The following is a 26,028-nucleotide window of genomic DNA, read 5'->3' as shown; positions in this document are numbered from 1 at the left end:
GCGATCCACGAACGCGGTGGGCGCGTCTAGCACCGAGACCCCTCTCAACGGCACGTCCGATATATCGACGGTCGTCGCATGACTTACGTTCCCGTAACGCATGACCACAACGACATAGCCAGTGTTTTGCAACACGTAGCGGATCCAGTGCTTCCAGTCTCGAGCTGGATCCTGCGGCACCGCTGCACCTTAAGCTCAAATGCGCACCACTACAAACGCGGTGTGCCGACCATACTTTGCTTTCCGATGTGGATACCGCCTGCCGAGAACAGATCATGCGCCAGTTTTCCTAAGATGCGAGGTGAGGCCAAGCAAAGGCTCTGATTGCATGTGTTATCGAGCGGGTCGTTTCGCTTAGTGTGGCGCACGCAGGTGTACTGCGGTCAATGTTCCATCTTCCCGGCGATGTGCTTCCCCGGACAGCCACAACGCGATCAATATCTGCTGAATTTTGAATCACGCAGGGCTAACTAGCGGTCGGCAGCTGACGTGCGAAAGCCACCAAATCCCTAGGATATACGGGGTTGTCCCGAAAGCTGCTATCGTCGATGTCCCACAGTACCGTCACCAATGCAGCTTCAAAACACCAGTAACCGAAATATCGACCGTCCACATGAGTGCCGTACCAATAGGCGTCTTTCATGCCATTGTACCAACTGTCGACAAACGCCTTGACGAGCCCAGGCCGTTTTTCAGGAGCGCATATTGTGGCGCTTGCAAGCGGCCAATAAGGGGCCGGGTGCAGCAATAGTCGCGGCGATTGAATGTTGCTGGTGGTTAATTGCCGCACAACGGCGTCAAGCAAGCCGTCCCGCCTATCATTTTGCTCGAGTGTGCAATTTACCCATTCCACCACCTTGTGGAGGTACTCATCATGGCCAAACAACTTGCACAATGCGAGCAACCAGAAGACACACACATATGCATCGATATTAAAAATATCGAGCGAACCAACATCTTTTTTCAAATGGATCACATTTCCCATTGAAATACGATATTGACTTAGGTCATCATAATTCTTAATTACAGAAAAAAACTGCTCCCTTAGTTCAGCAATCGGTTGCCCCGCTGTATAGTTAAGAATGAGAAGCTCCAAGCCTCCGGATGCCAAACTCCAACGAAAATGCGAAGACGCATTGCAGCGCCCAGATTCCATGCGCCCTAACTCTACAAGGATCCTTGAAAATTCCCCCCTATATACATCCTCCAATTCAACATAATACTTATTAGTAATATATTTCTGCCTCTTTTTTATCGAAATATCCATGTGAAACCACTCAATTTTTGCAATATCAATCAAACAATCAATCGACCATATTTATTGAAACACCCATTCCATCCTGACACCTCGAAATAAATTTAATTGACTCGATATATTCGAATTTAATCACCTGAAATTCACAATACCACGAATATTTCAAAGCTTAAATTATGGCGAAATTGAGTTGCGCGAAATCGACGCCTCACCACACGCGAACGTCAACTCGCGGATATCGATATTATTATCTGACTCAATCCGCCCCAATCCTTTAAGCACGTAAACCCCCCGCTTATCGCATATTTCGACTGCCTTATGTCGACATACACGCGCCCCTTCGAAGAGGCCATAACAATCCACTTTATACGACTTCGCCCCTCCGGGAAGATCGATCACCCACACTGAATAGAGCGGGGCAGACTCTGAGGAACACCCGACCATTAAATACAAAGCAGTTAACAACAAAGCCACCCCAATTGATTTATTCATTTCAGACACCTTATCCTTGGCGACAAAATCGATCTTCCAATAATAAAATATCGGAATCTCTACGCACTTTCATTCTCAATTCCAAGCTCAACCACCAGAAAATCACCATTGGTAACCTATACCAGCGCCATAGGTGTAACCAGCACTGCCGCCGCTTACTCCACCACGGAGTTTCAAGTTATTAGTCAAGCGCGCGGTAAAACCAACTGCAAATGCACCGTACCCTTGATACGCCCCTGTTCCAACACCGAGCGTAAGCGTTTTGTTCTGGTCGACATCTGGGATCATCGAAAGCGCTGTCGCTCCTGCGACTCCGGCGTAAGCCTTGCGTGCTATCTGGTTTACCGTGCCGCCCAATGCGTTCAGCTGCGATACGTTCACCGCATCGGTCGAGTTGATACCCGGTGCGACGTTGGTGATGCGTCGTTCACTGCCGGGCGCGCCCACAGCAACGGTATTTGGTTGGTCAGCAATTGAATTCGAACCGAGCGCCACTGCGCCGGCAGCGGTCGCAGTGGCGCCCGTGCCCAATGCCACGCTGCCAGCACCCGACACGAGCGAATGTGCGCCGACGACGGTCGCGTTTTCCGACGACCCACTCGCGCCACTACCAATCGCGATGCTATTTGCGCCACCGGCCGTCGCGTTCGGGCCAAGCGCCATTGAGTTCAGCCCCGTCGCACCGTTGTTGGAGTAATTCGCGCTGACCGTCCCGCCATCATTGACACTGAAATAATGGGTCCGTGCACTTTCGATCGCATTCGTGATCGTCTCTACGCTATGTGTGACGGACGTAAATGAGGTCGAAATTGCGGTAGAAAGCGAACTCAGCCCGATCGAGGTTGAAGTCGACAGGGACACGAGGTTGTTGTTGGTGGAATTGAGACTTGTCGACAACGAACTGATACTGGTCGAAGTCGACGTCGACAGCAACGCCACTGTGCTGTTGGTTGAACTGAGGGCCGTGGACAACGAACCAACACCAGTCGAGAGCGATGTGATGCTCGACATCGTTGACGTCGACAAGTTGTTTACCGCCTGGTTCGTAGCATAGAGCTGGCTACCGTTGAGCGCGTCCGTACTTGTGGCAGAAATTCGACCGGCTGCAACATTAGTAAGTTGACGTTCTGCGCCCGGTGCTCCGAAGCTCACGACGCTCATCGGAGCGGCTCCCGCAAACGAATAAGTCACGCCACCAATCGTGACAGCTGCGGTCGGATTGGATGCCGCCGTGATCGAACCAGTTCCCAATGCGACATCGTTGACGTTGCTCGCAATTGCGTGAGAGCCGAAGGCGAGCGAGCCGGCTGATGTGGCTATGGATCCGTCGCCCAACGCAAGCGCCCCGTCACCGTTTGCCGTGTTCGCGTTTCCGAGCGCCAAGGCACCATTTCCGGTGGCCGCGTTATTCGCTCCCATAGCCAACGCACCCGTACCCGTTGCAACGTTCGGATCGCCGATCGCTACCGCTCCGTCGCCACTCGCTGTATTAGCCGTACCGATCGACACAGCCCGTCCACCGCCAGCCAATGCGTTATGGCCAATCGCGACTGCATCGACGGCAACGGCGCTCGCATTACTGCCGATAGCCGTTGCGTTCGCCGCACTAGCTATCGCCCGAGTACCTTGGGCGATCGAGTCGCCCCCGATTGATGCAGCGCCAGTACCGATTGCGATGTCGTTGCTAATTGACGCGGAGCCGCTGATTCCAGCCACCGCGCCCGAGCCGGTGGCAATGTCGGCTGTACCGTTGGACATTGCTCCATAGCCGAGCGCCATTCCTTGTGTACTCTCCGCTATGGACGTCGCGCCAATAGCTACCGCACCGAATGCGGAAGCCGTACTGGTCGTCCCCAATGCGATCGACGATCTACCGGTGGCCACGGTTTGATCGCCGAACGCTGTAGATCCTCCGCCCGATGCAGTCGTCAATGCACCAAATGCGGTGTCGTCGAATGAACCTGCATATGAAGAAGTCCCAAATGCAGAGGAATGGTATCCAGCGGCGGTCGCCACGTTGCCCAATGCAGCAGCTTGCACTCCCGACGCTTTCGCCCATAGACCGATGGCTATCGTTGCTGTACCTGAAGCGGTTGCGTTGGGGCCTACGGCCAGTGCGCTCAATCCCGTCGCACCGTTATTGATATAGTTGCCCTGTCGCCTGCCGTTGTCGTTAACGCTGAAGTAGTGTTGGCTACCTGCACTAGCAATTGATTGGGCCACCTGATACAACTGGCTACCATTTATGGCATCGGTTGACGTCGCCGATACATTTCCGTCGGCGACGCCTTGGATCTGCCTGCTCCCGACCGCCACCACGCCGTTTGTTGGCACCTGATTGACCGAAAACGTCTTGCCGTTGACGACGGCGTTTGCCGTCGTCCAATTCGTCGTGGTACTAGTCGCGCTTGCCGTCGATCCTGCGCCAATTGCGATGCTGTTCGCGAACGAAGCCGTCGCAGACTTACCGAGCGCAATGGTGTTCGTATTCGTTGCACCGGCTTCACTGCCAAGCGCGATTGCATCTGAACCGGTCGCCCTCGCACCCCGCGTCGTGTCTCCACCAATCGCAATAGCATTGGCACCGCTGGCAATGGTAGCGTTAATCGGATTACCGCTTCCACCAAAGCCCAAGGCGACAGCCCCATTTCCAGTGGCCTGCGAACCGATTCCTATCGCTGTGCTGCCCGTACCAGACGCAGTGTTATATAAGCCGATTGCAGTCGCTCCGGCCCCCAATGCCGAATTAGCGATTCCAAGAGCGGTCGACCCCGCCAATCCGGCAAGATTGCTCATACCGATCGCGGTAGACCCCATTCCCAATGCCTTGTTACCACAACCGCCCACAAACGAATTAAAGCCCCACGCAAGGGTGGCTTGCGAACCTCCTGCACTAGATCCGCCCCCGGAAAAATCACTAGTGCCCGCATAATCGATCGTGACTCCGTTGTCGACTCCGGCCGTCGGATACAACAGACCAGGATCCGTTGTTTGTGAACGCGTCCCGATCAACCATGCCACATTTGCAACACTTGCCGTTGTACGTGTAGCTGTGAGTGACAGACAGTCATCATCGCCAGTGAGAGCCACCCCTTGAGCGGCTGCGCCGATATAGCTATTACCCTGAGCTCCACTTGTGGAACCTGATCCACCGGTGAAGTTCGAGCCCGCCGTATTGCTACCGCCATCAACGATTCCAGCCACCGCACTGGTGACGCCAGAAACCGCGAAGAAGAACGCCGTGGCCGCATTTGCGATGGTCGTCGGTCGCCACGAATCGTCGAGCGACGCATCGAATACTGTGCCCGATCTGGTTTCACCTCGACTCGATCGAGTCAATTCAGAGACGACAATGAATTTGCAAATTTCCTCACGCCAAATTACCTTGTATACCTTGTCCATATCAGCCCCAGCCGCTCGGTTATATTTATATGATGTGATAATTTTTACCACTATTTATTGAATAGTGACATTTTCAGAAAAATACCCCCCCGCCAGCCAACTCGTCTCGCGCTCTAATTTGTATCGCAGGAAAAATTCAACGCTACAAAAATTTATGCGGGTCGAACGGCAGATGAAAACTCGGTCATATGGGATATAGTTTTACATCGAACGCACTCCTTGAGTGAGACGATATAGGCAGATTTCCCCCCCCATTTCTGGGTTGCGGACATCTCCGCGAATCATGTACCGACCTAGAAAGACCAGTTCGCGCAGCAATACGTGACCAACAATGAACACGGATATCGACGAAGGCGAGCACCGGCCTAACGAGAGATGTCGCGAAGATCAGGCGTGCATTCGCGAAGGACATCCTTTCCCGAAAGAACGGCGATCACGTAGGCCAATAGGCCTAAGACCTGTAGCCCTCAGACACCGCGAGTTTCGTCGACGATGGCAGGCACGACATGGAAAGCTCGCTGCGAACGATTTTTCAGGAAGTCGACAAAAACCATGCCCGCGTGAAAGATTACGCACCTGCAGAAGGTGTACGATCTAGCGATACAAGTTCTGGACCAGCGCCGGCATCCACCTTGTACTCTCGCTAATCTGCCGAAATTTGAACGAGCATGTCGTGCGCCAATTTTCTGTCTAGAAGACGGTCCGGCGGACATTTAAAGTATTTCGCTCAGAATGAGAAAACCGAAGGGAACGATTATATACAGTCACGTCTTGACCCAGTACGCGTCAACCTACTCCGACAAAAAGATCCAACCGAAAGTAATAAAATTCGTTTTCGTAGAAGACGAATACGATGAAGCGCTTCACAGAAAGGCGAATCATAGGCTTTCCGAAGGAGGCCGAGGCCAGAATGCCGCTCAAGGAGCTGCGCAGGAAGCACGGGTTCAGTAACGCACCGTTCTACAGGCATCCGGCGTTCAGGGACATGGCGATTTGAGTCCCGCCGAATCCAGGATCTGGAAAGCGAGATTGCGCGGCCCAAGTTACTGCTGGCTGAAGCGATGCTCGACATGGAAGCGTACAGGGTGGTCGTGACGGGATAGGCCTGAACCCACAAGCCAAACGCGAAGCTGTGTTGGCAATTCGGGAAAAGCTCAAACACGAAAACGAGGTACTAGCAGCGCGTCGGGTGGAACTCATCCACCAACATCGTCGGTTCGGCTACCGGCGGCTGCACGCCTTGGTCAAACGCGAAGGCATGCACGCCAATCACAAGCGCGTCTATCGCGTGTACCGTGAGGCGGGACTGGTGGCGCGGCGCGGTAGCAGGCGCCATCACGTCATGATTGAGCGCGAGCAACTAGCCTTGCCGAACGCGCCCATCGTCGTATGGTCAATCGGTTTCACGATGGATACGCTTGCCAACGGCCGTCGCCTGACGTGCCTGGCCATCGTCGACGATTTCACGAAGGAGACGATCGACACCGTCGTCGATCGCGGCATCCCAGGCTTGTTTGTCACTCCGGCATTGGGCCGCGCCATTCGCTTCAGTAGCTATTCCAAAGCGGTGCGAACAGACTAGGGGCCCGAATTAATGAGCCACGCGCTCGACCACCGGGCGTATGCGAGCGGCATCGCTCTGAAGTTGATTCACGCGGGCAAGCCAACGCACAACGCGTTCATCGAATTGTTCAACGGCAAGCTACGTGACGAATGTCTTAATGAGCACTAGCCCGCGACGCTTTCACACGCTCTGGCGCTCATCTCACCCTGGCGACAGAACTAAAACGAGCAAAGGCCGCCAAGCGCACTGAACTGTCTTGCGCCAGCAGAGTTTGTGGCGACATCGGGCAACAGCGGCTGCTCCTGTCGATTTCCTGGAGCTAGATTAAAGGGACTTTGCTAGAGGCTCATTGGCCCAATCGATTGGGATAGTCACACCTAGGCTTCGGAAACAAGCGAGCGTGCCACGTTCGCCTGTCGCGCACCGATCACAGTCATATTTTTGCGCTTGCAATGAGCGGTCATCCGACCTATAAATGTGCACGCGGCATGCCGCACTTTTGCCTGCGGACGCCAAGTCACCTGCACTATTGCGCTGTCGTAGGCGACAGCGTAATGAATGTTTGTTGAAGTCAGCTACGCCAAGGCTCTCGCAAGCGTAGTGACCGGGCGCTGCACGAACTTGATCGGGAGAAGGTTACTTTGGCAACGAACTATCAATCGGCCAGTTGCGATGCAGATGTAATAGTCGTCGGCGCCGGTCTCTCGGGGATGAAAGCAGCGCTCGAACTCAAGAATGCCGGGAAGCGGGTCGTGATTCTTGAAGCACGCGATCGAGTCGGCGGCCGATCGATGCCGGGAGAAGTCGGTGGTCAAACGGTCGACTTCGGCGGTCAATGGGTGGGTGCGTCGCACAGGCTGCTGCGCCAACAAGCGGTCGAGCTGGGCGTAGCGATTTATGGCCAATATGCGAAGGGCGACAGCCTCATCAATATAAACGGGAAAGTTCGTGCGTACTCCAGCATGCCGCCGCTCCCGTTGCTGTCAACTTTGGAACTTGGGCTCACCCTGCATCGGTGGAAACGCGACATGCGAACCCTCCCAGCAGGGGCGCCGTGGTTATCAGAAAACGCACTGCAGTGGGATGCCATGTCGATCGAGGTATGGATTGAACGACATATGCGCACCGCCCCTTCCCGCGATTTTGTCCGACTTGTTGTCGGTGCAATCGCCTGCACCGAGGCAACACAGATATCTTATCTGTTCTTCCTGGAATGCCTGCGACAGGGAGGCGGATTGGAGACGATGATGGGCGTCGAAGGCGGCGCGCAACAAGACAAGTTTGTTGGCGGCGCGTGGCTGATCCCAAAACGAATGGCGGATCGACTGAACGGGTCCATCGTGCTTGACGCACCGGTGAACATGATCGAACAGGATGCGGACGGTGTTCGGGTGACTTGCCCGCAAGGGATATATATGGCGAGGTACGCGATCGTCACTGCGCCTCCCCCGCTCGTATCACGTATTCACTTCACGCCTCCATTGCCCGCCAAACGCGCAGGATTGATACGACGGATGCAGATGGGCGCTGTCATCAAGATCCACGTGGCCTACCCTTCTCCCTTTTGGCGCCAGCAGGGACTCAATGGCTCAGTTGCCAGCATTGGCCGTCATCTCGGTTTCGTTTTCGATCAGTCGCCGACAAACGAAAGTGTCGGCGTGTTGGTGGGCTTTATTGAAGGGAACCACGCACTTGAACTGAGCTGCCTCAGTAAGGAAGCGCGCCGTGAACATGTGATTTCCGACCTCGTGCATTACTTTGGCGACGATGCAGCAGCGCCTCTCGATTACGCCGACCATGACTGGACGACGGACGAATGGGCGCACGGCGGGTATGCAGCTCACATGCCGCCTGGCGTCATGACTTCTTACGGGAACAGTATTCGAAAGCCGTTCGGCCGCATTTATTGGGCCGGCACCGAAACTGCGATGGAATGCGCAGGCTACCTGGAGGGCGCGCTTGAGTCTGGCATACGCGCCGCAAGTGAAGTGATCCGCGTGTTGCGTTGATCCGTTTCCGATCGTGCTTCGCCTCCCGAGGCCGATCGATACGGCACTTCCACCTGCTTAGGCCCGTTGCAGATCGAGCGCGCGCGTCCAAACTGAGAGCCTCAAAGGATTTGGACAATACTTCGAAAACTAAAGGCTGAATGGTTTGCTGATTTTGCGGAACACCTCTGCAAGTTGATTTTGCTGTCATGCGCGACGTTGGGTGACGGGAGAATCAATGAACTTTGTTCTGGGTGGCCACCTGGTTGGTATTCGCCTTTTGTGTACCCTCTGGAGCTCATTCAGTTGAAGACTCAATCGAAAAATTCGATCGCTGCCGAACAGCTACGAATCGTATTTAACAGCGTGACATTGAGCGTATGCGGCGCCACGCTATTAGCCGCCATTCTTGTAGTTTCGCTCAATCGCCTAGGACACCTTGACCCTCGTACCGGACCGGGATGGGTTTTGAGTCTGCTCGTCATTTCGACTCTCCATGCCGCACTCGCCAGATTCTATGATCGTTCTACGACGCGCATCCGCTGTTGGCCGCTTTGGGCAGGAGGCTTTGTCTTATGCTGCGCTGCGGAAGGCATCGCTTGGGGTTGGTCTTCGGTTCATCTCGCGGCCGGCGGCGGTTTCGAGGTTGGAAGCCTGACCGTAACCGCCACGCTCGGCGTCGTCGCCGGCTCCGTGCCAGTGTTCAGCGCTTACCTGCCCGCATTCTTTACATTTCTGTTACCAGCAACAGTTCCGTATGTTGTCGTTGCCGGGTTATCGGCAAATCGCGTCCAGCAGTCCACCGCCCCGATGATGTTCCTGTTTATTTGCGTCATCAGCTACCTCGGACTATTGGCGAACCGGACTTCAAGCCAGAATATCCGACTGCGCTTAAAAGCCGAGCAGCTTGCGGCGGACCTGTTACGTCAGAAGCAGATCGCCGAAGAAGCAAATCTGGCCAAATCACGATTCCTCGCTGCGGCAAGTCACGATCTACGTCAACCTTCACATGCGCTAAGCCTACTCGTCGGCGCGCTGCGGGGCGTGCCAATGTCCGACGAAGGCGAACGAATCCGGCGACAGATCGAGATGTCCACAGACGCTCTTGACAAGTTGTTCAGCGCGCTGCTTGACATTTCAAAGCTCGACGCCGGCGTCGTCGAGGTCTATCGACGACCGTTTTTCATCAATGCAGTACTCGATCAGGTTTGCAACGACTTCGCGGTGGACGCGGCAGCGAAGGGGGTCAAGCTTAAGTGCGTTCGAAGTCGCGCCATCGTAGATTCGGATCCCGTATTGCTCGAACGAATCGTACGCAATCTCGTCTCTAACGCGGTTCGCTATACCGAGTCCGGCCGTATTCTCGTTGGCTGCAGGCGTCGCGTTGATGGCATCTCAATTGAAGTGCACGACACGGGGTGTGGCATCCCGTCGGACCAACTTGAAGTCATTTTCCAAGAGTATTATCAGGTCGGAAATCCCGAACGCGACCGCGAAAAGGGGCTTGGACTCGGACTCGCAATCGTACGGCGTCTGACCGATCTACTAAATTGCCGATTGACGGTAAAGTCAAGTCCCGGCCGCGGCTCATGTTTCTGCGTTGACGTCGAGCAATCGAGTCTTCTCCCGACCCAACTTGACGCTGAAGCGGACGAAACCATCGATACATTGCCCGCGAGCGAGCTGATCGTCATCGTCGATGACGAGCTTGCGATCCGCGAAGCCATGTCAAAACTGCTCGGCATGTGGGGTTACGAAACGATTGCTGTGGCATCGGGAGACGAAGCAATTGCTCGCCTGTCGACCTGCGATAAGCTCCCTGATCTACTGATTTGCGACTTCCGTTTGAATGGCGCTGAAACGGGCAAGCAGGTTATCGAGCGGCTACGAATCGAATACAACTCGGAGATTCCCGCTATGCTCGTCAGCGGCGACACCAGTGCCGAGCGCCTTACTGAAGCAAATAAGGTGGGGGGCATCATGCTGCATAAACCGATCCCAAACTATAAGCTTCGAGCCGCTATCGGAAACGCCCTTGCTACGGGTGCACAGGCGCGGTCGAGAGATATCACCGACTGACCATACGCTCGCCCCCTCCCTGTCCGACTATATACCAACCGGTCAACATTTCATTAATGGTCCTAGCAATTGCCATGAAGCTTCTTATCATCGACGATCATCCGATCGTACGAAGCGGGATCGAAACGTTGATCCGCCAAAATGATTCTGATCTAATCATCGCCCAGGCCGCAAATGCGGAGGACGCCATGCGGATGCTTGATGAGCAAGCCGACTTCAAAGTTGCCATACTCGACCTGCAGATGCCCGGAATGAGCGGCCTCGACGCAATCTCCACTATTTCAGGCAAGTGTCCCGAACTGAAGATAATTGTGCTCTCCATGTCCGATAGCCCTCACGATGTGCGTTCCGCATTCGCCCGAGGTGCGCGTGGGTATGTGCCGAAATCCGCTGGTCCAAATACTTTACTGCTCGCAATCCGAATCGTGACGAACGGTGAACGCTATGTGCCTCCGCTTATACTTGAAGAGCAGCCAGTTCCATTCCGGAGTGGTCCCCGGTCGCCACCACGCGATGCGGTTGACCTTCCGCTAACCCGTCGCCAGATCGAAGTGCTACGGTACCTTACAGACGGGGCACCCAACAAGGTGATTGCTAACCGGCTCGGACTGTCAGAGAAGACTGTGAAAGCTCACGTTTCGGCCATTTTCAAGGCATTGAACGTCCTCAACCGCACTCAAGCCGCAACTGCCGCAAGAGATGCAGGCATTTTATAGTAAAAAAGAGCTACCGTTGTTCGTTGAAAAATACTCCTGATATTTTGAACAAGGCAACCATGCGATTAATTCGATAAAAGCTACCATGACAATGCATGCCTTATCCCGCTTATGGCCAACCGGGCTTGAACACAACTGCGGCCGATTGCGCACCTATCTATGAACTCACCGGGGCGGAGCTAAACGTCACCGGGCTACTGCAAAGGCTTGCAGGTATTGACCTCGTGTCTGCTATTAGACCATATTGGTTCGACGAACCGATGGCTGCACCTGCTTCCCGCCCTCATTCGTCGGCAATCGCAATCGTCGGCCCAACGACGCGATTAAGGAGGCAGTGGCTTTGATCAATGTTCCTAATCGCGGATCGCCGGTACCGCTCAAGCACATCCTTAAGTACCTCGGCCGGCTGCGTCGTTTTCAGGGGGCACACTCGTACACCAGCACCTCGGGTCTCAACCATGAGTCCAGCACAACTTTCGCAGTTGTGATCTTGGCATCAGCTGGCCTGCCGAAAAATACGTGCATGGGCATCGGCCGGCGTGTTTGCCGGGGCCCTAACGACTGAAGATTCGTCTCTTGCCGCTATCTGCCTCGCTCGTCCACTCGGCGCTAGATTCAATCCGGCTTCAACCTAGATTCGGGGCCTTTGTTGCAAGATGACGCTCGCTCGCGCCCTTTTCGCGCCGCGGGTGTGCACTGCCGGAACGCTTACCGGCGCGAGCCGGCAAATGACACGCAACACAGCGCGGAGTACAGCGCATGTCATGAGGATATTTGATGAACCATACGCCGCACTCCACGCAGGGCTCCGTACCCAATACACCTCCATCGACAAAACGCACAAGTGTCCACGCTCGTGTTAGATCAAGCACCGGAGGCGTGCCACTCTCGTCGCAGCATGAGGTATATTGATCGTATGCCTTAACGAGGGCCTCGAGCCGACGGCAACCCGCGTCGGCAAGCAAGAAGCGATAAATTGCATGAAACAACGACGCGTGCAAGTTGGCCCTCCATGTCATGTACCAGTCTGCGGAAAACGGTAGCATCCCTTTCGTCGGAGACGTACCCCGTACCTCGCGGTATAGGCGGACCAATCGATCGTGCGAGATCGAAACCTCGCTTTTTAGCATCTGCAATCGCGCACCAAACCTGATCAGAGCGATTGCGTCCATCAGCGACTCGGCATCGTCTGCCACTCCCCTCGCCTCACGCTTTCTGCTCATAAAAGCTCCTCGTTGTTGAAACGCCCACTTGCAAACGCAAGGGCGACATGCAAGCGAGCGATATCGACTGGCAATGTCGGCCGAGTGAACGTCGAAACCACACCCAGCTGGCTTGGACGCAACACACATACCACTTGCCCCGAAGAAGATAAGTCGATCATATTTTTTATCGACAATGACGTCAGCGCGTCCGCCACGTCGGCCGTCAGACCCAGGCGAAACATCCCCGTCGCCCGATCCTCTTGAAGCAATCGCTGCGCGAGCCAAAGATAGGACATATTCAATTCCCAGACAGCGTCAGTCGCATTCTTCACACTCATGATCGACCCCCAATTTAAATTACCTACGCCTATAAATTTCGAAAATTTCCTTTTACAAAATCACTTCTTACAAATACTTCCACAAAAACTTAATTTCTCAACGTAAAATACAAAACAATATTTCCTCATTCACCCCAAACCGCCTGATATATTATTTTTCCTCGATCTTACACATCCCCACAATATTACCCCTCAACAGGTCAATTATTTTTATTTAAGCTTATTCAATATGAAACTTAAAATAAATGAGACTTTATGCGCAAGATGAAAAACTTTATTAGTCAAATAGACTAAGACCTTCGTCCATAGTTTTTCAAGATATGGCTTGCATTCATTTCGGAGCTACCTGCAGGAATGCCCTGTGTGTTCTCCGATACTTGCAGGCTCGCTGCCGAGCTGCGTTTTCCGCTTTATGATTTACAGCTGGATCTTCGGTTACGGCGCATTCGATTGGAACGCAACTCGAATTTGTAGTCGCAATAGAGGCAGGCTGATGCATTTTCGCCATAGGTTGGCGAACAAGCCGCGAACCGGCGAGATCGCGTCGATATGAGGCAGCTATTGCAGATCGTCGACGACGTCCCATCCGGCGAGCCCGCCATCGGTTCGCGTGCGATCCGGAGCATTTGGCCAGCTTTTGTTTGACCTGACGAAGGAAAGGATAGCCAACGACGGCCGCAACAAGAGCTCAACCTTGCTGGCAGCTCGCGGGTTTCGGATCGGTCGCTCGCGCAAAGAGCTCACACCCGGTCGCTCGCCACTCACGCGGATATCCCGGACATAGCCCCCAAGCCACATCGACTCTCAGTCACCGGACCTCCGCAGCGTCCACGTTGAACTTGGACAGGATGCCGATCAGCACCTCACGATTCGAGGCAGGTCAGTGGGCGATCAGGTCCATCCCCACGCGGATGGTCGAGGGGACGGCCCATCAGAGGCAACCGTGCAAGCACGAAAAGTATTATTTGTCATATGAAATATGGTGCCCCCAAGACTAAACAATTCTAAAAAAATGATTTTTGGAGACGCCACCCATGAATGATGTGTGCGGATTATGCCTAGGGCAGCGCGTTTACCTTCTTGCGGCGGTCGCATCGATGCATAGGCAATCGCTGACGTGTAGCGAGCCGACAGCGAGTCGAACAAGTAATGCCGCGCGTTCCCCCCGTCCGTGTCTCGATCTTCGGACCTGCCGTCTATTTAGCGACCGACTCGGAAAAACGTTTCATCCGGGAACCGTTGGAATAGCCTTTTATGGCTATACCGACACGGGCGAAGGTCATGGGCGATGCAACGCAAACTTTCGACGTCACCCTCTCGTGAACCGCTTTTCCGCTTCACTTTTCTAGAAATTCGCATACACTTCAAATGCGACGAAGGTAGTCATTCAAGGAGGCGCAATGTCAAGACGCGATGACTATTTTGAGTTGCCCCCCCTACCCAGCGGATCCGGCTTCGAAAACCAGCAATCGATCGCCGCCAATGCTTGTCGATGTCCGCCCCGCACCGCAGTGACTTTCAATTTGAAGACTGCGTCAGGGTCGCAGTTCGCTCAAAACGTGGAAGAGCGGCGAATGGGTATAACCGAGCAGCAGGAATTCGGGTTGCACGCATCCAATTATTTGGGGTCAAATTCTTTTCAACTTGACGCACTTTCTGGAGACAACGTCACGTCAACCGCCAGTTCGACCCTTAACGTTGCAGACAACTTCGTCGCATCAGACGCAGCGGTAGCGTGCGTCGACCCGGTCGAGCGAATTGATTTGCAATCCAACCCATCGGTTGAGGCTTTGATCGCCCGAGTCACTTCCTTGTACGATGAAGTCGTTTCACGACTGAGAGCGGTCGTCGAAGCACGCCGTTTGCGGGCAGTGGCAACCGTCTACGAGATCCTCAGGTTATGCACAACTGAACTGGCCAATCGTGCCGGCTTTGTTCGGCCTTGTTCGATTGGCGGCCAAGTTAACGCGGAGTTTGTACTGACCAAGCTCAAATGCAAAGTTAAAGTCTTTTTTGCCTCAAAACCAGGTAAGAAGGGACCAAGCAATCAAGCCCATCATCCTCTCGACTACTACGCACTCGCATGTGTTGGCAATCACTTCACGAATTCGGCCAGGGTGGAAGTCGTCATGCGCACGCACCGATCCGACATCGCAGCCTACATTGGGCCACTAACTTGTAAATACATGGCATGCGGCCCGTAGATTTTCGTGCATCGCAAGAATCCATGCGACAGTCACGTCGCTAGCGAACTTGCATTGGCCCACATCGACGTACGCGCTCAATCCGCGGGCTTCGTAGCTTTGCCTCGGCCGCGCCCATGAGCATTACGCGCCAAAGACCTGACGACGAGAGACAAAGGCGATTTTTCCTTTGCAATTTCACTCATGGTACGCGCCCAACGTCCTTTTCGGAATATCAAATTCATCATTTCATTAATAAATCTGGCATCACCCATATTTTCATACAAAATCGATAGATCCATCAAACTTATAAACACTCACCGAAACGCTATAGACGACATAAGACATTTTTATTAAAAATAATCTAACCATAATATTCTTCACCCCTATCCGGGTGCAAAATATAATAATCACAATATATTAAACATTGGCTTACGAGGGCGCAACACATCCTTAAGGTTTTTAACATACTTAGGTGTCCCTATGAATAAGTCATACAAAACCGTGTGGAATGAGGCTCTTGGCACGTGGGTTGCTGTTAGCGAGATAAATCGAACTACGAGAGTCAGCAGAAACCTGTCTTATAGCCACATATTCTTGAGCAATGGCATCTTTATGGAAGCGTTGCCGTCCATACGATTAATAGCAGCTGGCGCACTTCTGTGTTTTGCCTCCGTTTCCACTTCACTTTATGCGCAAACATCACCCCTCGAGTTAGGAAACGTGAACGACGGGACACTAAATAATGGATCGTCGCTAGGCGGTACATCCGGCGGAACAATAAGTAATGTCTCACCATCAGGAATAGCAAACCTTAATCCAACAATTTTCGGATTTGGAAGCATTGCCTTAAATTATCTGACCAATGCATCACTAGTAGGATCCTCAATTGGATCACCTTCAAGTGCATGTGGAAATTTGAGTGCAACATATTCATGCAACATCTACTATGGAACCACGGCCGGGCTAAGCCAAAATGGCAGCATTATTACTCCAACCTTGAATATCGCTACTACTTTATTCAATCCGGCAACGGGGGCTTTTAGCGCGACCAATACTATTCTTACGGGCTTAGCTCCTGGTCAAGTGTCCGCTACATCCAACGACGCCGTAACGGGTGCCCAGCTTTTCAATGTAGAGGCTTCGCTTTCGACCTCCGCTTCCCACTATTACAGCGCGAATGATAATGGTACTCAGCAAAGCAATTATGCCAACAATGGAGCAACGGGCCTCAACTCGCTCGCAGCAGGGACCAACGCTCTAGCGTCAGGCGTCGGCAGCGTTGCAGCTGGCGACGGCTCAAGAGCCCTTGCGGACGGCTCTGTTGCTATCGGGCAAAGCGCGTCGGCCACGGGAGGCAAAGCGGTGTCGATCGGCGTCGCGAATACGGCCGCTGGCGCCGGTGCAGTAGCGATCGGCGATCCGAACGTCGCGCTTGGTCTGGGCGCTGTGGCAATGGGCGCGAACAACTCCGCGAGCGGCAGTGGCGCCGTTTCAATTGGCAATATGAATTCTGCCGTTGGCTCTGGTTCGGTTGCGTTGGGGAACGCCAATGTCGCAAATAGCGGCGGGATAGCCGTCGGCACTGGAGCGCAGGCAGTTGGGGCGAATGGTTCCGTCGCATTGGGCACCGCCGCAACGGCAACGGGCAGTGGAGCAATCGCGTTTGGCAATTTCGGATCATTTGCGGGCGTAACTGTCGCCTCTGGTTCCGACGCGCTCGCGTTGGGAAACGGATCCACTGCAAGCGGAAGCGCCGGCTCGATTGCAGTGGGTGCATCGAGTACAGCTAGTAGTCTAGATAGCAGCGCTGTTGGGGCTGGAGCTATCGCGTCCGCAGCAAATGCAACAGCCGTTGGGCATGGGGCATCTGTTGGCGGTCAGAGTTCGGTTGCCGTCGGGAACCAGGCGTCGGTATCGAGCGGCGCAATCGGCGCGATCTCGCTTGGGGTAAATTCAACTAGTTCAGCAAACCTAGCAGTAGCGGTCGGCGCAGGCGCCAATGCATCTGTGCCAGGTTCGGTCGCAATCGGTGCACTATCCGCGACAAATGCGGTCGCATCGGCGACGACGGGTGGCACCGGCACTGTCAGCAGCACGACGATTGGTGGTCAAACGTTTGGAACTTACGCAGGCGCGGGCTCCTCGAGTGGCATCGTGAGTATAGGTGCCACGGGTACGGAGCGGCGCGTCCAAAACGTTGCAGCGGGCCTCGTGAGCTCGAGCAGTACAGATGCGATTAACGGTAGTCAGCTCTACGCCGTCGCGAGCACAACTGGCTCGAGTATCACAAGCCTATCGACTTCGACCTCGACCGGCATCAGTTCGCTGTCCACGGGCCTCAGCTCGGCAAACAGCTCGGTTACATCGCTTTCGTCCTCCACGTCGACCGGCCTGTCCTCAGCTAACAGCTCAATCGGCTCGCTGTCGACGTCGACCTCGACCGGCATCAACTCGCTGTCCACCGGCCTGAGCACGGTCTCGACGAAGACGGACAACCTGGGTAACAGCACGGCCTCGGCACTTGGCGGTGGTTCGACGTATGACCCGACGACCGGCAAGGTCTCGGCCCCGTCGTACACCACGTACAACGCGAACGGTACGACGTCGACCGCCAACAGCGTCGGCTCGACGATCGACAGCATCAACAGCCAGGGCATCAAGTACTTCCACGCGAATTCGACGGGCCCCGACAGCACCGCGACGGGCACTGACGCCGTCGCTATCGGCACCGGCGCTGTCGCCGGCACGAACAACTCCGTCGCGCTCGGCGCCAACTCGGCCACCGCCACTGCCACCCCGACGAGCAGCGCAACCGTCAACGGCGTTACGTTAGGCGGGTTCGCCGGCGCTACGCCGGTCGGCACCGCTAGTGTCGGCGACGTCAACAAAGAACGGCAGATCACCAATGTCGCTGCCGGCCAGGTGACCGCAACGAGTACCGACGCGATCAACGGTAGCCAGCTTTACTCTGTCGCCGAACAAGTTGGTACCGCGACCAGTACCATTTCGTCGCTTTCCACATCGACTTCGACGGGCCTGTCGTCGGCCAACAGCTCGATCAGCTCGCTGTCCACTTCGACCTCGACGGGTCTTTCGTCGGCTAACAGCTCGATCACTTCGCTGTCCACGTCGACATCGACGGGTCTCTCGTCCGCCAACAGCTCGATCACTTCGCTGTCGACCTCGACCTCGACTGGCCTCTCGTCCGCCAACAGCTCGATCGATTCGCTGTCGACCTCGACCTCCACGGGTCTGTCGTCGGCTAACAGCTCGATCACTTCGTTGTCGACTTCGACTTCGACGGGTCTGTCGTCTGCTAACAGCTCGATCACCTCGCTGTCGACTTCGACTTCGACGGGTCTGTCGTCCGCCAACAGCTCGATCACCTCACTGTCGACCTCGACCTCGACCGGCATCAACTCGTTGTCGACCGGTCTGAGCTCGACCAACAGCACGGTCACGTCGCTGTCGACTTCCACGTCGACCGGCCTGTCGTCCGCCAACAGCTCGATCACGTCGCTGTCCACGTCGACCTCGACCGGCATCAACTCGCTGTCGACCGGTCTGAGCACGACCAACAGCGCGGTCACGTCGCTGTCGACCTCGACCTCGACAGGCCTGTCGTCGGCCAACAGCTCGATCACGTCCTTGTCGACCTCGACCTCGACCGGCATCAACTCGTTGTCCACCGGTCTGAGCTCGACGAACAGCACGATCCTGTCGCTGTCGACCTCGACGTCGACCGGCATCGGCTCGCTGTCCACCGGCCTGAGCAGCACGAACAGCTCGGTGTCGTCGCTGTCCACGTCAACCTCGACCGCGATCAACGCCGCGAAGACGCACTACTACAGCGTCAACGACAACGGCACGCAGCAAGCCAACTACGACAACACGGGCGCAACGGGCACCAACGCCCTCGCCGCCGGCGTGAACGCCAGCGCGGCAGGCGCCAGCAGCGTGGCAGTCGGCGACGGCTCGAACGCACAGTCGGCAGGTGCGGTCGCCATCGGCCAGAACGCATCGGCAACGGGCGGCAAGGCCGTGTCGATCGGCTCCGGCAACACGGCGTCCGGCGACGGCGCGGTCGCGATCGGCGACCCGAGTATCGCGACGGGCACCGGCGCGGTGGCGATGGGCGCGAACGACACGGCGACCGGCAACGGCGCAGTGGCGCTCGGCAACGCGAACACGGCAAACGGCGCCAGCGCGCTCGCCCTCGGCAGCTCGAACCAGGCCACCGCGGACAACACGATCGCGCTGGGCAGCCAGGCCACGGCCAGCGCCACCGGCGCACAGGCTTACGGCTCCGCCGCCAAGGCCACGGCCGCCGACGCGCTCGCCTTCGGCACGAACGCGCAAGCGAACGTCGCCAACTCGATCGCACTCGGCGCCAACTCGGTCACGGCCGCGGCCGTCGGCACCTCGAGCGCCACGATCGGCGGCGTCACGTACTTCTTCGCGGGCAGCTCGCCGGTTGGCGTGGTCAGCGTCGGTGCGCCGGGCCAGGAACGCCAGATCACGAACGTCGCCGCGGGTCGGATCTCGGCCACGAGCACGGACGCGATCAACGGCAGCCAGCTGAACGCGACGAACAACGCGATCAACACGCTGTCGACGTCCACCGCGTCGAACGTCGCATCGCTGTCGACCGGCATCAACTCGCTGTCCACGGGCCTGAGTGCGACCAACAGCAACGTGGCTTCGCTGTCCACGTCGACCTCGACCGCGATCAACTCGTTGTCGACGTCGACCTCGACGGGTATCGGTTCGCTGTCCACCGGCCTGAGCACGACGAACAGCAACGTGGCCTCGCTGTCGACCGGCGTGACGAACATCAACAACACGCTGAACTCGCTGTCGACGTCGATCAACAACAACACCATTCGCGCCAACAACAACAACGGCGTCGCCGCTGACATGAACGGCAAGGGCACCGACATCCCGACCGTCACCGCCGGCTCGAACTCGGTGGCGATCGGTGCGAATTCGAACGACGGCGGCCGCTCGAACGTGGTGTCGGTCGGTAGCGACACGCAGCAGCGCCAGATCACGAACGTCGCGCCGGGTACGCAAGGCACCGATGCGGTGAACGTGAACCAGCTGACGCAGGTGCAGACGACGCTGTCGACGGCGCTGTCGGGCCAGCAGACGCAGATCAACTCGCTGGGTTCGCAACTGCAGCAGACCGACCAGATGGCGAAGCAGGGTATCGCGGCCGTCGGCGCGATGGCGTCGATCCCGCAGCTCGATCGCGACGCCAACTTCGGGATGGGCGTCGGCACGTCGACCTTCCTCGGCCAGAAGGCGATGGCGGTCAACATGCAGGCGCGCATCACGGAGAATCTGAAGGCGTCGATCAACGGTGGCTTCAGTGGCGGTCAGAAGGTGATTGGCGCAGGTATGTTGTACCAGTGGAAGTAAGGCGTCGCGCCGGCAGGCCGCTCGGCTCGCTAGCCGGGCGGCACGCGACTCCAACGACAGGACTGGCCTACTGCGCATTGCGCGACGGGCCTTAGTCAACTCAAGCTTTAAGGACGTCAAAATGGACAAACTTGCTCTTGCGCTCGCGCTTTCCGGAACAGCCCTCGCCGCGTGCTCGACCGCATCCGGCCCGACCTTCAGCGCCTCCGAACTGCAGCCGCGCGATGGCGTGCGCACATTCCAGGTGGACTGCCACGGCCTGCTGTCGGGCCCGCAGACGTGCATGAAGGCCGCCCGAAAGATCTGCGGCGACCAGGCTGTGCGCGCCGTCGACTCGGCCCGCGCGCTGCGCGACAAATCCGATCCGGCCACGCTGGTCTTCCAGTGCGGCGCCGCGCCGGCCGAAGCGGCCTCGGCCGCCGAACCGGCGACCGCCGTCGTCGAACAGGTCAACCTGTCGGGCGACGCGCTGTTCGCCACCGATCACGCAACGCTCGCACCGACCGCGCGCGAATCGCTGGATCGCCTGCTGAGCGAGCGCATGGACCACACGTACTCGCAGGTGACGGTCACCGGCTTTACCGACTCGGTGGGCAGCGACGACTACAACCTCGCGCTGTCGAAGCACCGCGCCGAATCGGTCGCCGCCTATCTGAAAGCGCACGGCCTGAAGACCGACGCGCTGACGGTGTCGGGCCGCGGCAAGGCCGATCCGGTCGCCTCGAACGCGACGCCCGAAGGCCGCGCGAGCAACCGCCGCGTCGAAATTCGGCTGCAACATTAAGCAGCAGGCTGCCGCTGGTGCGGCGGCCTGCTCCCATGGAACGGCAATCAACTTAAAATTCGTCACGTCCTGCCAGATCCGCCGATTCCCATGTGAGCCATTGCGTCACGCGGCAGGCTTCCGCTCCGAAACGCACCAGAAATGCTGTCGCGCAGACTTGCCATAAAGCGCCGCGATGGTGTCAGATCCACAGTGTGATCCACCCAAACCGATCAGCCACGCGATGTAAAGCGCCGTCATGCTTGTGCCAACTCTGTTGACAGCGAAGCCGCAAAGAATTCGAGATTAATCTCGAACGACTTCAGAACCCCCGTTGGAACGACAATCTTTTTTGCAATGAATCCCCTGTCGCCTCTGCGATCCAGCCATGCAATATCAGCGTCTCGACGCACGCCGCTAGCAGTCCCGCGCGTCCCCGCAGTTTTCCCGTTCAACATCCCGTCCCGAATCAGTCACACGGGATCGCAGCGAGCATGAGACGAGCATCAAGAACAGCATTTGATTACGATTGCGTTATGTGGCGACATACACAATGTCACATTCCCCAGCAAACACTCCCGCGCCGACCATCGCGGCGGGGAACCCGTATTTTCATAACCGGGGATTTCATTGCGCAAAAAAATGTATAGAGCGAATCGGCTTAGCTCAGGCAGTCCAAACGATCCTTGACCGGCATCAAAGTGGTATGGAACATCGATTGTGTGACCGCATGCGCTAGGAGACGGCCCAAAGTTGCGAAGGTTTGCGATCGGGTAACGACCCGCCAGAATCACTTACCTTTGAAGTCGAACGGCCGTTACGCGACAGTCGCGTTGTCACTGCATCTATATTCCGGGCCCATGATCACCGGCTCCCCAATTAAATCGGACCAGGTAACAAGCGCAACCCCCAGCACAGATGCTCAGCCTGATTGCACGTTTTGGTTAGGCCAACGCGAATTCATAAACGTAACACTTCATACGCACCATCAACATCCAACTTCCACGAATCGCCGTGACCACATATTCATATCGAACGATTATCTAATCACAAAATTTTACACCTAAGTTGAATTCACACACCCTCCATCAGCCCCTCCATTTACTGCCAATCAATTAAGAAGTCACGACGATCTTTTCCACGAATCCATTCAGGCTCCCGACCCCGCCCAGCCCATGTCTTGCCCGTTGCAGGGTCGAAATATTTAGGCTTCACCGTTGTCTTTGCCGTCGCTGGCGCATTTTTCCAATAACTAATCAAATCGATTAATGATACGCCGTTTCGTTCAAGCAACGTGATAAGTTGTTGAAGGAAGCGCTCCTTTTCACGCTCACGCGCATTTTCTATTTCCTGCTTCAATCTATCGAACTGACTCAATAGCTCAGCGTAGGTGCTCACAATGATCGACTCCATGTCTGCTCTTTCGCCGTTACGTCGCCCGCCCAGCCCCATAGTTGCGCGCCTGCCGTCTCGCCATTGGCGTCGTGATGCTCACAACCAACAAATCGTTGCTGGGCATCGAAATCCTGCCAAAGTGAAGCAGATTTCCCATCAATCTCGGCCAGACAATGTGTCGCACGACCCATTTCAATTCTGACATAGTCAAATTCCTCATGACAAGCCTCACGACACATCCACTGCCGGCCTCATATCTTCATATCATTTTATGAAAGACAATCGCGGAAAAAGCACGTAATTATTAATTTTTGGTGTTTAATTTACGGCGACTTCACTATATATAACAACAAACCACGATGACATGATGGCTTCGCCCCGATCGTCTCAACCAATCCGAGCAGTTCAAGCAACTTTCGAAAAGTGAATGTGGCCACGTGTCCCCATTTATATTTTAGGGTCGATTGACTCATAAAGCAATCTCAGCTATCGCGCTCTTTAACGTGGCTCTGGCCGCAGTTCCCGCGACGTATTGGACCAGCCAGAGTTTCGTAGACACTCACGAGCCGTTTAGCGCGTAGCGCCGCCAAACTCAATCGGTGAAAGATCGCCGGCAGAACCATGCCGACGAACCGGGTTATAAAACATTTCGATGTAATCGAACAGGTCCGAGGTTGCGGTCGCCCGACTCGGATCGATGCGCCGCTTGATTTGCCCCATTCTTAGGGCGCTGAAGAAGCTCTCGGCCACGGCATTGTCGTGGCAATTACCGCGCCGACTCATGCTTGGCACCATATGGTGCGCCTTCAGGAATGACTGCCAGTCATCGCTCGTGAATTGACTGCCCTGATCGGAATGCACCATGACACCGGGTCCCGGTTTGCGTTTCCAAACCGCAGTCAACAACGCCTGTCAAACCGGATCGCTGGCCATCGTCGAGCGCGTAGCCCAACCGACGATCTGGCGCGAGTACTGATCCATAACAGCCGCCAGATACAGCCAGCCCTCGTAAGTCCGGATGTACGTGATGTCCGTTACCCAGACCCGGTTCGGTGCGGTTGGCGCGAACTCACGGTTCAGCACGTTGGCGATTACGCCGACCGGACCACCCCGATAGCGGGGCTTGCTGTCATAGCCCACTTCTGCCCGCAGACCTTCGCCTTTCATGAGGCGATGGACGCGGTGACGGCTGCACGTTTCGCCCGATTCACGCAAATCCACCGTGATCTTGCGGTAGCCATAGCCGCCGCCGCTGGCTTGCCAGGAATACTTGATCAAACCGAGCAATCGATCATCCTCGCGCTTGCGGGCTCCAACTGTCTGCCGCTGCCAGACTTAATAGCCGCTGCGATGCACGCCAAGGACTCGGCACATCGAGTGCAGGTGGAACTCGCCGAGATGGGCTCGCATGAACGCGTACCTTGCCGTTATCCTTTTGCAAGGTACGCGGAGGTAGGTTCAATGGATCGTTGCAACACCTTCCTATTAATATCGAATGAGGGAGGGTTGGCGAATGGCACAAATGGACTGGCCGGTCCAATGCCAAGCAATCAAAAATCTCAACGAGAAGTTCTCATGAATTCATCTACTTTCCCGCATGGAAACAATGCAACTCGGTGGGATCATCGGATTTATCGGCCGGACGGCCAATTGAACTCCACTTGTCGGCGCAGAACCAGACACGAAGGCGGCGCATCGACCAACGTGATGGTTTCGCGCGGCCGCGCAGGATTCGTATAGACCGTTACGGCACGAACAAGGGCCGTCGCGCGATAGCCCGCGAGTTCCGTACGGGCAACTGTGCCGCAGGTCGTCGGCGCGCTCGAGATCCGTTCAACGAGAATCGCACATGCCCCCGTCGCTACAGGAGCAGTCGTCAATGACAACAGGGCCGAATCTCGGTGCAAGTCCATGCCCGACAACGAAAAGAAAGGAGCGCCGTCCGGATTGGAGCGATCCCAATCCAGAATGACGTCGGCACGCGATGCCCCAGTGAACATCCGCCGAGATACCATATCAATCGCGGAGATACAGCGCCGAACACCCGCCGCGGTGGCGGCGCCTGCAAGTACGGTCGTCTCCTGCGCCGGTGCAACGCCCCCTGGTTGCAATGCCTGTGCCTCGATGAGATTCGAAATGCATATCATCAGTATGCCGACAAGCGGTCGGCGATAGCGGATAGCAAACCACGATTTCATTCCAATGTTCTCCACTATCGCGCCCCAGGATCACGAATGCAAATCAACAGAATCCTTTCGCGAAGCGATGTACCTTGACGTGGTAACCGAATACTACCGGTTCGAATCGAGCAAGACTTCGACGCGGCGATTCTGTGCACGTCCTTCCGCTGTTGCATTCGACGCTACTGGGTCCGCCTTTCCACGGCCACGAACGATGAACTGCCCCGCATGCATTCCGTGCTCGCCCAAGTAGGCCGCTATGACCGCTGCCCGACGCTCCGACAAACGCGCGTTGTATGTATCGCCGCCCACATCGTCTGTATAGCCGGTCACCGTCACGCGATCGACGGTCGCGCCCTGCGCGTCCGAGACGAGCCTGTCGAGGCCTGCGCGCCCCTCCGCCGTGAGCTCCGCTTGACCGAACTCGAAAGTCGCATCTCCGCGTAGGACAGCTCTGTTCGTCGCCGTCGATCGTGAGACAGGTTCCGTCGGGATCGGCGCTGCGCCGCACTGAAACGTCAGTTCTCGCACATTAGGTCGGCGCGAGCCATCTGCCCCAAGTGCTGATACGCCTTGAAGCACACGAACGGGCTGCTTGACGCAAATTTCCTCGGCCTTTCGCTGACAAGTCTGTGCTCCTTCGAACAATCCATAGCAATCAACTCGATAAGCGGTATCCCCGTTCGGTAGATCGATCGACCACGCCGAAAAAGTCGGCCCTGACATCGATGAACACCCTGCCAGTAGGGCCAGCCCAACCGGCGCAAGCTTCATTCCCAATGATTTAATCATGACAATTCCTTCTTCATTGCCTGAAAGCGTGAGTACCCTTTAACGACCTGGAGTAATCCGGCGCACCCGGACAATCGACCTAGGTGCGCCGTCAGCCTCCGATCACCACTGATAGCCGAGACCTGCGCCGTATGTGTAGCCGGCGCTGCTGCCGCTCACACCGCCACGAAGCTTAAGGTTATTGGTCAAGCGAGCAGTGAAGCCAAACGCAAATGCGCTGTAACCCTGATACACGCCCGTGCCTACGCCAAC

The 26,028-nt window shown here is 56.0% G+C and carries 12 protein-coding genes and 5 pseudogenes; 8 read left to right on the top strand and 9 right to left on the bottom strand.

Annotation, left to right across the window (positions count from 1 at the left end; genetic code table 11):
* Positions 1-466: 466 nt before the first annotated feature.
* Positions 467-1,267, bottom strand: a complete 801-nt coding sequence (locus ACN22W_RS36765; RefSeq protein WP_419690007.1) for a PoNe immunity protein domain-containing protein — start codon at positions 1,265-1,267, stop codon at positions 467-469.
* A gap of 582 nt (positions 1,268-1,849) precedes the next feature.
* Complete coding sequence (locus ACN22W_RS36760) at positions 1,850-5,200, bottom strand: YadA family autotransporter adhesin (RefSeq protein ID WP_419690006.1); 3,351 nt, start codon at positions 5,198-5,200, stop codon at positions 1,850-1,852.
* A gap of 802 nt (positions 5,201-6,002) precedes the next feature.
* On the opposite strand from ACN22W_RS36760, the pseudogene ACN22W_RS36755 reads away from it, so the two are divergent.
* The 4 genes and pseudogenes from ACN22W_RS36755 to ACN22W_RS36740 all read left to right on the top strand — a co-directional run bounded on the left by ACN22W_RS36755 (position 6,003) and on the right by ACN22W_RS36740 (position 11,496).
* Positions 6,003-7,041: pseudogene (locus ACN22W_RS36755) on the top strand (integrase core domain-containing protein).
* Positions 7,042-7,354: 313 nt separating this feature from the next.
* Complete coding sequence (locus ACN22W_RS36750) at positions 7,355-8,722, top strand: flavin monoamine oxidase family protein (protein WP_419690005.1); 1,368 nt, start codon at positions 7,355-7,357, stop codon at positions 8,720-8,722.
* Between the two features lie 285 nt (positions 8,723-9,007).
* Entirely contained in the window at positions 9,008-10,780 is a 1,773-nt protein-coding gene (locus ACN22W_RS36745) for an ATP-binding protein (protein WP_419690004.1), read from the top strand.
* Between the two features lie 74 nt (positions 10,781-10,854).
* Entirely contained in the window at positions 10,855-11,496 is a 642-nt protein-coding gene (locus ACN22W_RS36740; RefSeq protein ID WP_419690003.1) for a response regulator, read from the top strand.
* A gap of 626 nt (positions 11,497-12,122) precedes the next feature.
* On the opposite strand, the gene ACN22W_RS36735 is transcribed toward ACN22W_RS36740, so the two are convergent.
* Together ACN22W_RS36735 and ACN22W_RS36730 are read right to left on the bottom strand one after the other, a co-directional pair.
* Complete coding sequence (locus tag ACN22W_RS36735) at positions 12,123-12,668, bottom strand: FlhC family transcriptional regulator (RefSeq protein WP_419690736.1); 546 nt, start codon at positions 12,666-12,668, stop codon at positions 12,123-12,125.
* Positions 12,669-12,715: 47 nt separating this feature from the next.
* Complete coding sequence (locus ACN22W_RS36730) at positions 12,716-13,039, bottom strand: flagellar transcriptional regulator FlhD (protein ID WP_419690002.1); 324 nt, start codon at positions 13,037-13,039, stop codon at positions 12,716-12,718.
* Positions 13,040-14,439: 1,400 nt separating this feature from the next.
* Between ACN22W_RS36730 and ACN22W_RS36725 the strand changes: the two genes are divergently transcribed.
* The 4 genes and pseudogenes from ACN22W_RS36725 to ACN22W_RS36710 all read left to right on the top strand — a co-directional run bounded on the left by ACN22W_RS36725 (position 14,440) and on the right by ACN22W_RS36710 (position 21,430).
* The gene (locus ACN22W_RS36725; RefSeq protein ID WP_419690001.1) at positions 14,440-15,243 is read left to right on the top strand and encodes a hypothetical protein; all 804 of its coding nucleotides are present in this window, start codon (positions 14,440-14,442) and stop codon (positions 15,241-15,243) included.
* A 462-nt stretch (positions 15,244-15,705) separates the two neighbouring features.
* A pseudogene (locus ACN22W_RS36720) lies at positions 15,706-16,359 on the top strand (ESPR domain-containing protein); the annotation flags it as partial.
* Positions 16,360-16,419: 60 nt separating this feature from the next.
* A pseudogene (locus tag ACN22W_RS36715) lies at positions 16,420-20,646 on the top strand (beta strand repeat-containing protein); the annotation flags it as partial.
* A 121-nt stretch (positions 20,647-20,767) separates the two neighbouring features.
* Complete coding sequence (locus tag ACN22W_RS36710; RefSeq protein WP_419690000.1) at positions 20,768-21,430, top strand: OmpA family protein; 663 nt, start codon at positions 20,768-20,770, stop codon at positions 21,428-21,430.
* A gap of 1,080 nt (positions 21,431-22,510) precedes the next feature.
* Here ACN22W_RS36710 and ACN22W_RS36705 read toward each other — a convergent pair.
* The 5 genes and pseudogenes from ACN22W_RS36705 to ACN22W_RS36685 form a co-directional block, all read right to left on the bottom strand.
* The gene (locus tag ACN22W_RS36705; RefSeq protein ID WP_419689999.1) at positions 22,511-22,822 is read right to left on the bottom strand and encodes an H-NS family nucleoid-associated regulatory protein; all 312 of its coding nucleotides are present in this window, start codon (positions 22,820-22,822) and stop codon (positions 22,511-22,513) included.
* 541 nt (positions 22,823-23,363) lie between these two features.
* Positions 23,364-24,253: pseudogene (locus ACN22W_RS36700) on the bottom strand (IS3 family transposase); the annotation flags it as partial.
* A 182-nt stretch (positions 24,254-24,435) separates the two neighbouring features.
* On the bottom strand, positions 24,436-25,002 hold the full coding sequence (locus tag ACN22W_RS36695; protein WP_419689998.1) for a hypothetical protein: 567 nt from the start codon (positions 25,000-25,002) through the stop codon (positions 24,436-24,438).
* Between the two features lie 93 nt (positions 25,003-25,095).
* Positions 25,096-25,710 carry an OmpA family protein gene (locus ACN22W_RS36690; RefSeq protein ID WP_419690735.1) on the bottom strand — a complete coding sequence of 205 codons (615 nt, stop codon included), beginning with the start codon at positions 25,708-25,710 and terminating at the stop codon, positions 25,096-25,098.
* 168 nt (positions 25,711-25,878) lie between these two features.
* Positions 25,879-25,998: pseudogene (locus tag ACN22W_RS36685) on the bottom strand (YadA-like family protein); the annotation flags it as partial.
* Positions 25,999-26,028: the final 30 nt, after the last annotated feature.

Origin of the sequence: Burkholderia theae, assembly GCF_048565265.1 — a bacterium.
Lineage (GTDB): Bacteria > Pseudomonadota > Gammaproteobacteria > Burkholderiales > Burkholderiaceae > Burkholderia > Burkholderia theae.
This window is presented reverse-complemented; position numbering and strand designations above follow the sequence as displayed.

Excerpts from the sequence above, each read along its gene's own strand:
- ACN22W_RS36765 (WP_419690007.1), bottom strand. The coding sequence starts at position 1,267 with ATGGATATTTCGATAAAAAAGAGGCAGAAATATATTACTAATAAGTAT.
- ACN22W_RS36740 (WP_419690003.1), top strand. The coding sequence starts at position 10,855 with ATGAAGCTTCTTATCATCGACGATCATCCGATCGTACGAAGCGGGATC.
- ACN22W_RS36735 (WP_419690736.1), bottom strand. The coding sequence starts at position 12,668 with ATGGACGCAATCGCTCTGATCAGGTTTGGTGCGCGATTGCAGATGCTA.
- ACN22W_RS36730 (WP_419690002.1), bottom strand. The coding sequence starts at position 13,039 with ATGAGTGTGAAGAATGCGACTGACGCTGTCTGGGAATTGAATATGTCC.
- ACN22W_RS36725 (WP_419690001.1), top strand. The coding sequence starts at position 14,440 with ATGTCAAGACGCGATGACTATTTTGAGTTGCCCCCCCTACCCAGCGGA.
- ACN22W_RS36710 (WP_419690000.1), top strand. The coding sequence starts at position 20,768 with ATGGACAAACTTGCTCTTGCGCTCGCGCTTTCCGGAACAGCCCTCGCC.
- ACN22W_RS36705 (WP_419689999.1), bottom strand. The coding sequence starts at position 22,822 with ATGGAGTCGATCATTGTGAGCACCTACGCTGAGCTATTGAGTCAGTTC.
- ACN22W_RS36695 (WP_419689998.1), bottom strand. The coding sequence starts at position 25,002 with ATGAAATCGTGGTTTGCTATCCGCTATCGCCGACCGCTTGTCGGCATA.
- ACN22W_RS36690 (WP_419690735.1), bottom strand. The coding sequence starts at position 25,710 with ATGTCAGGGCCGACTTTTTCGGCGTGGTCGATCGATCTACCGAACGGG.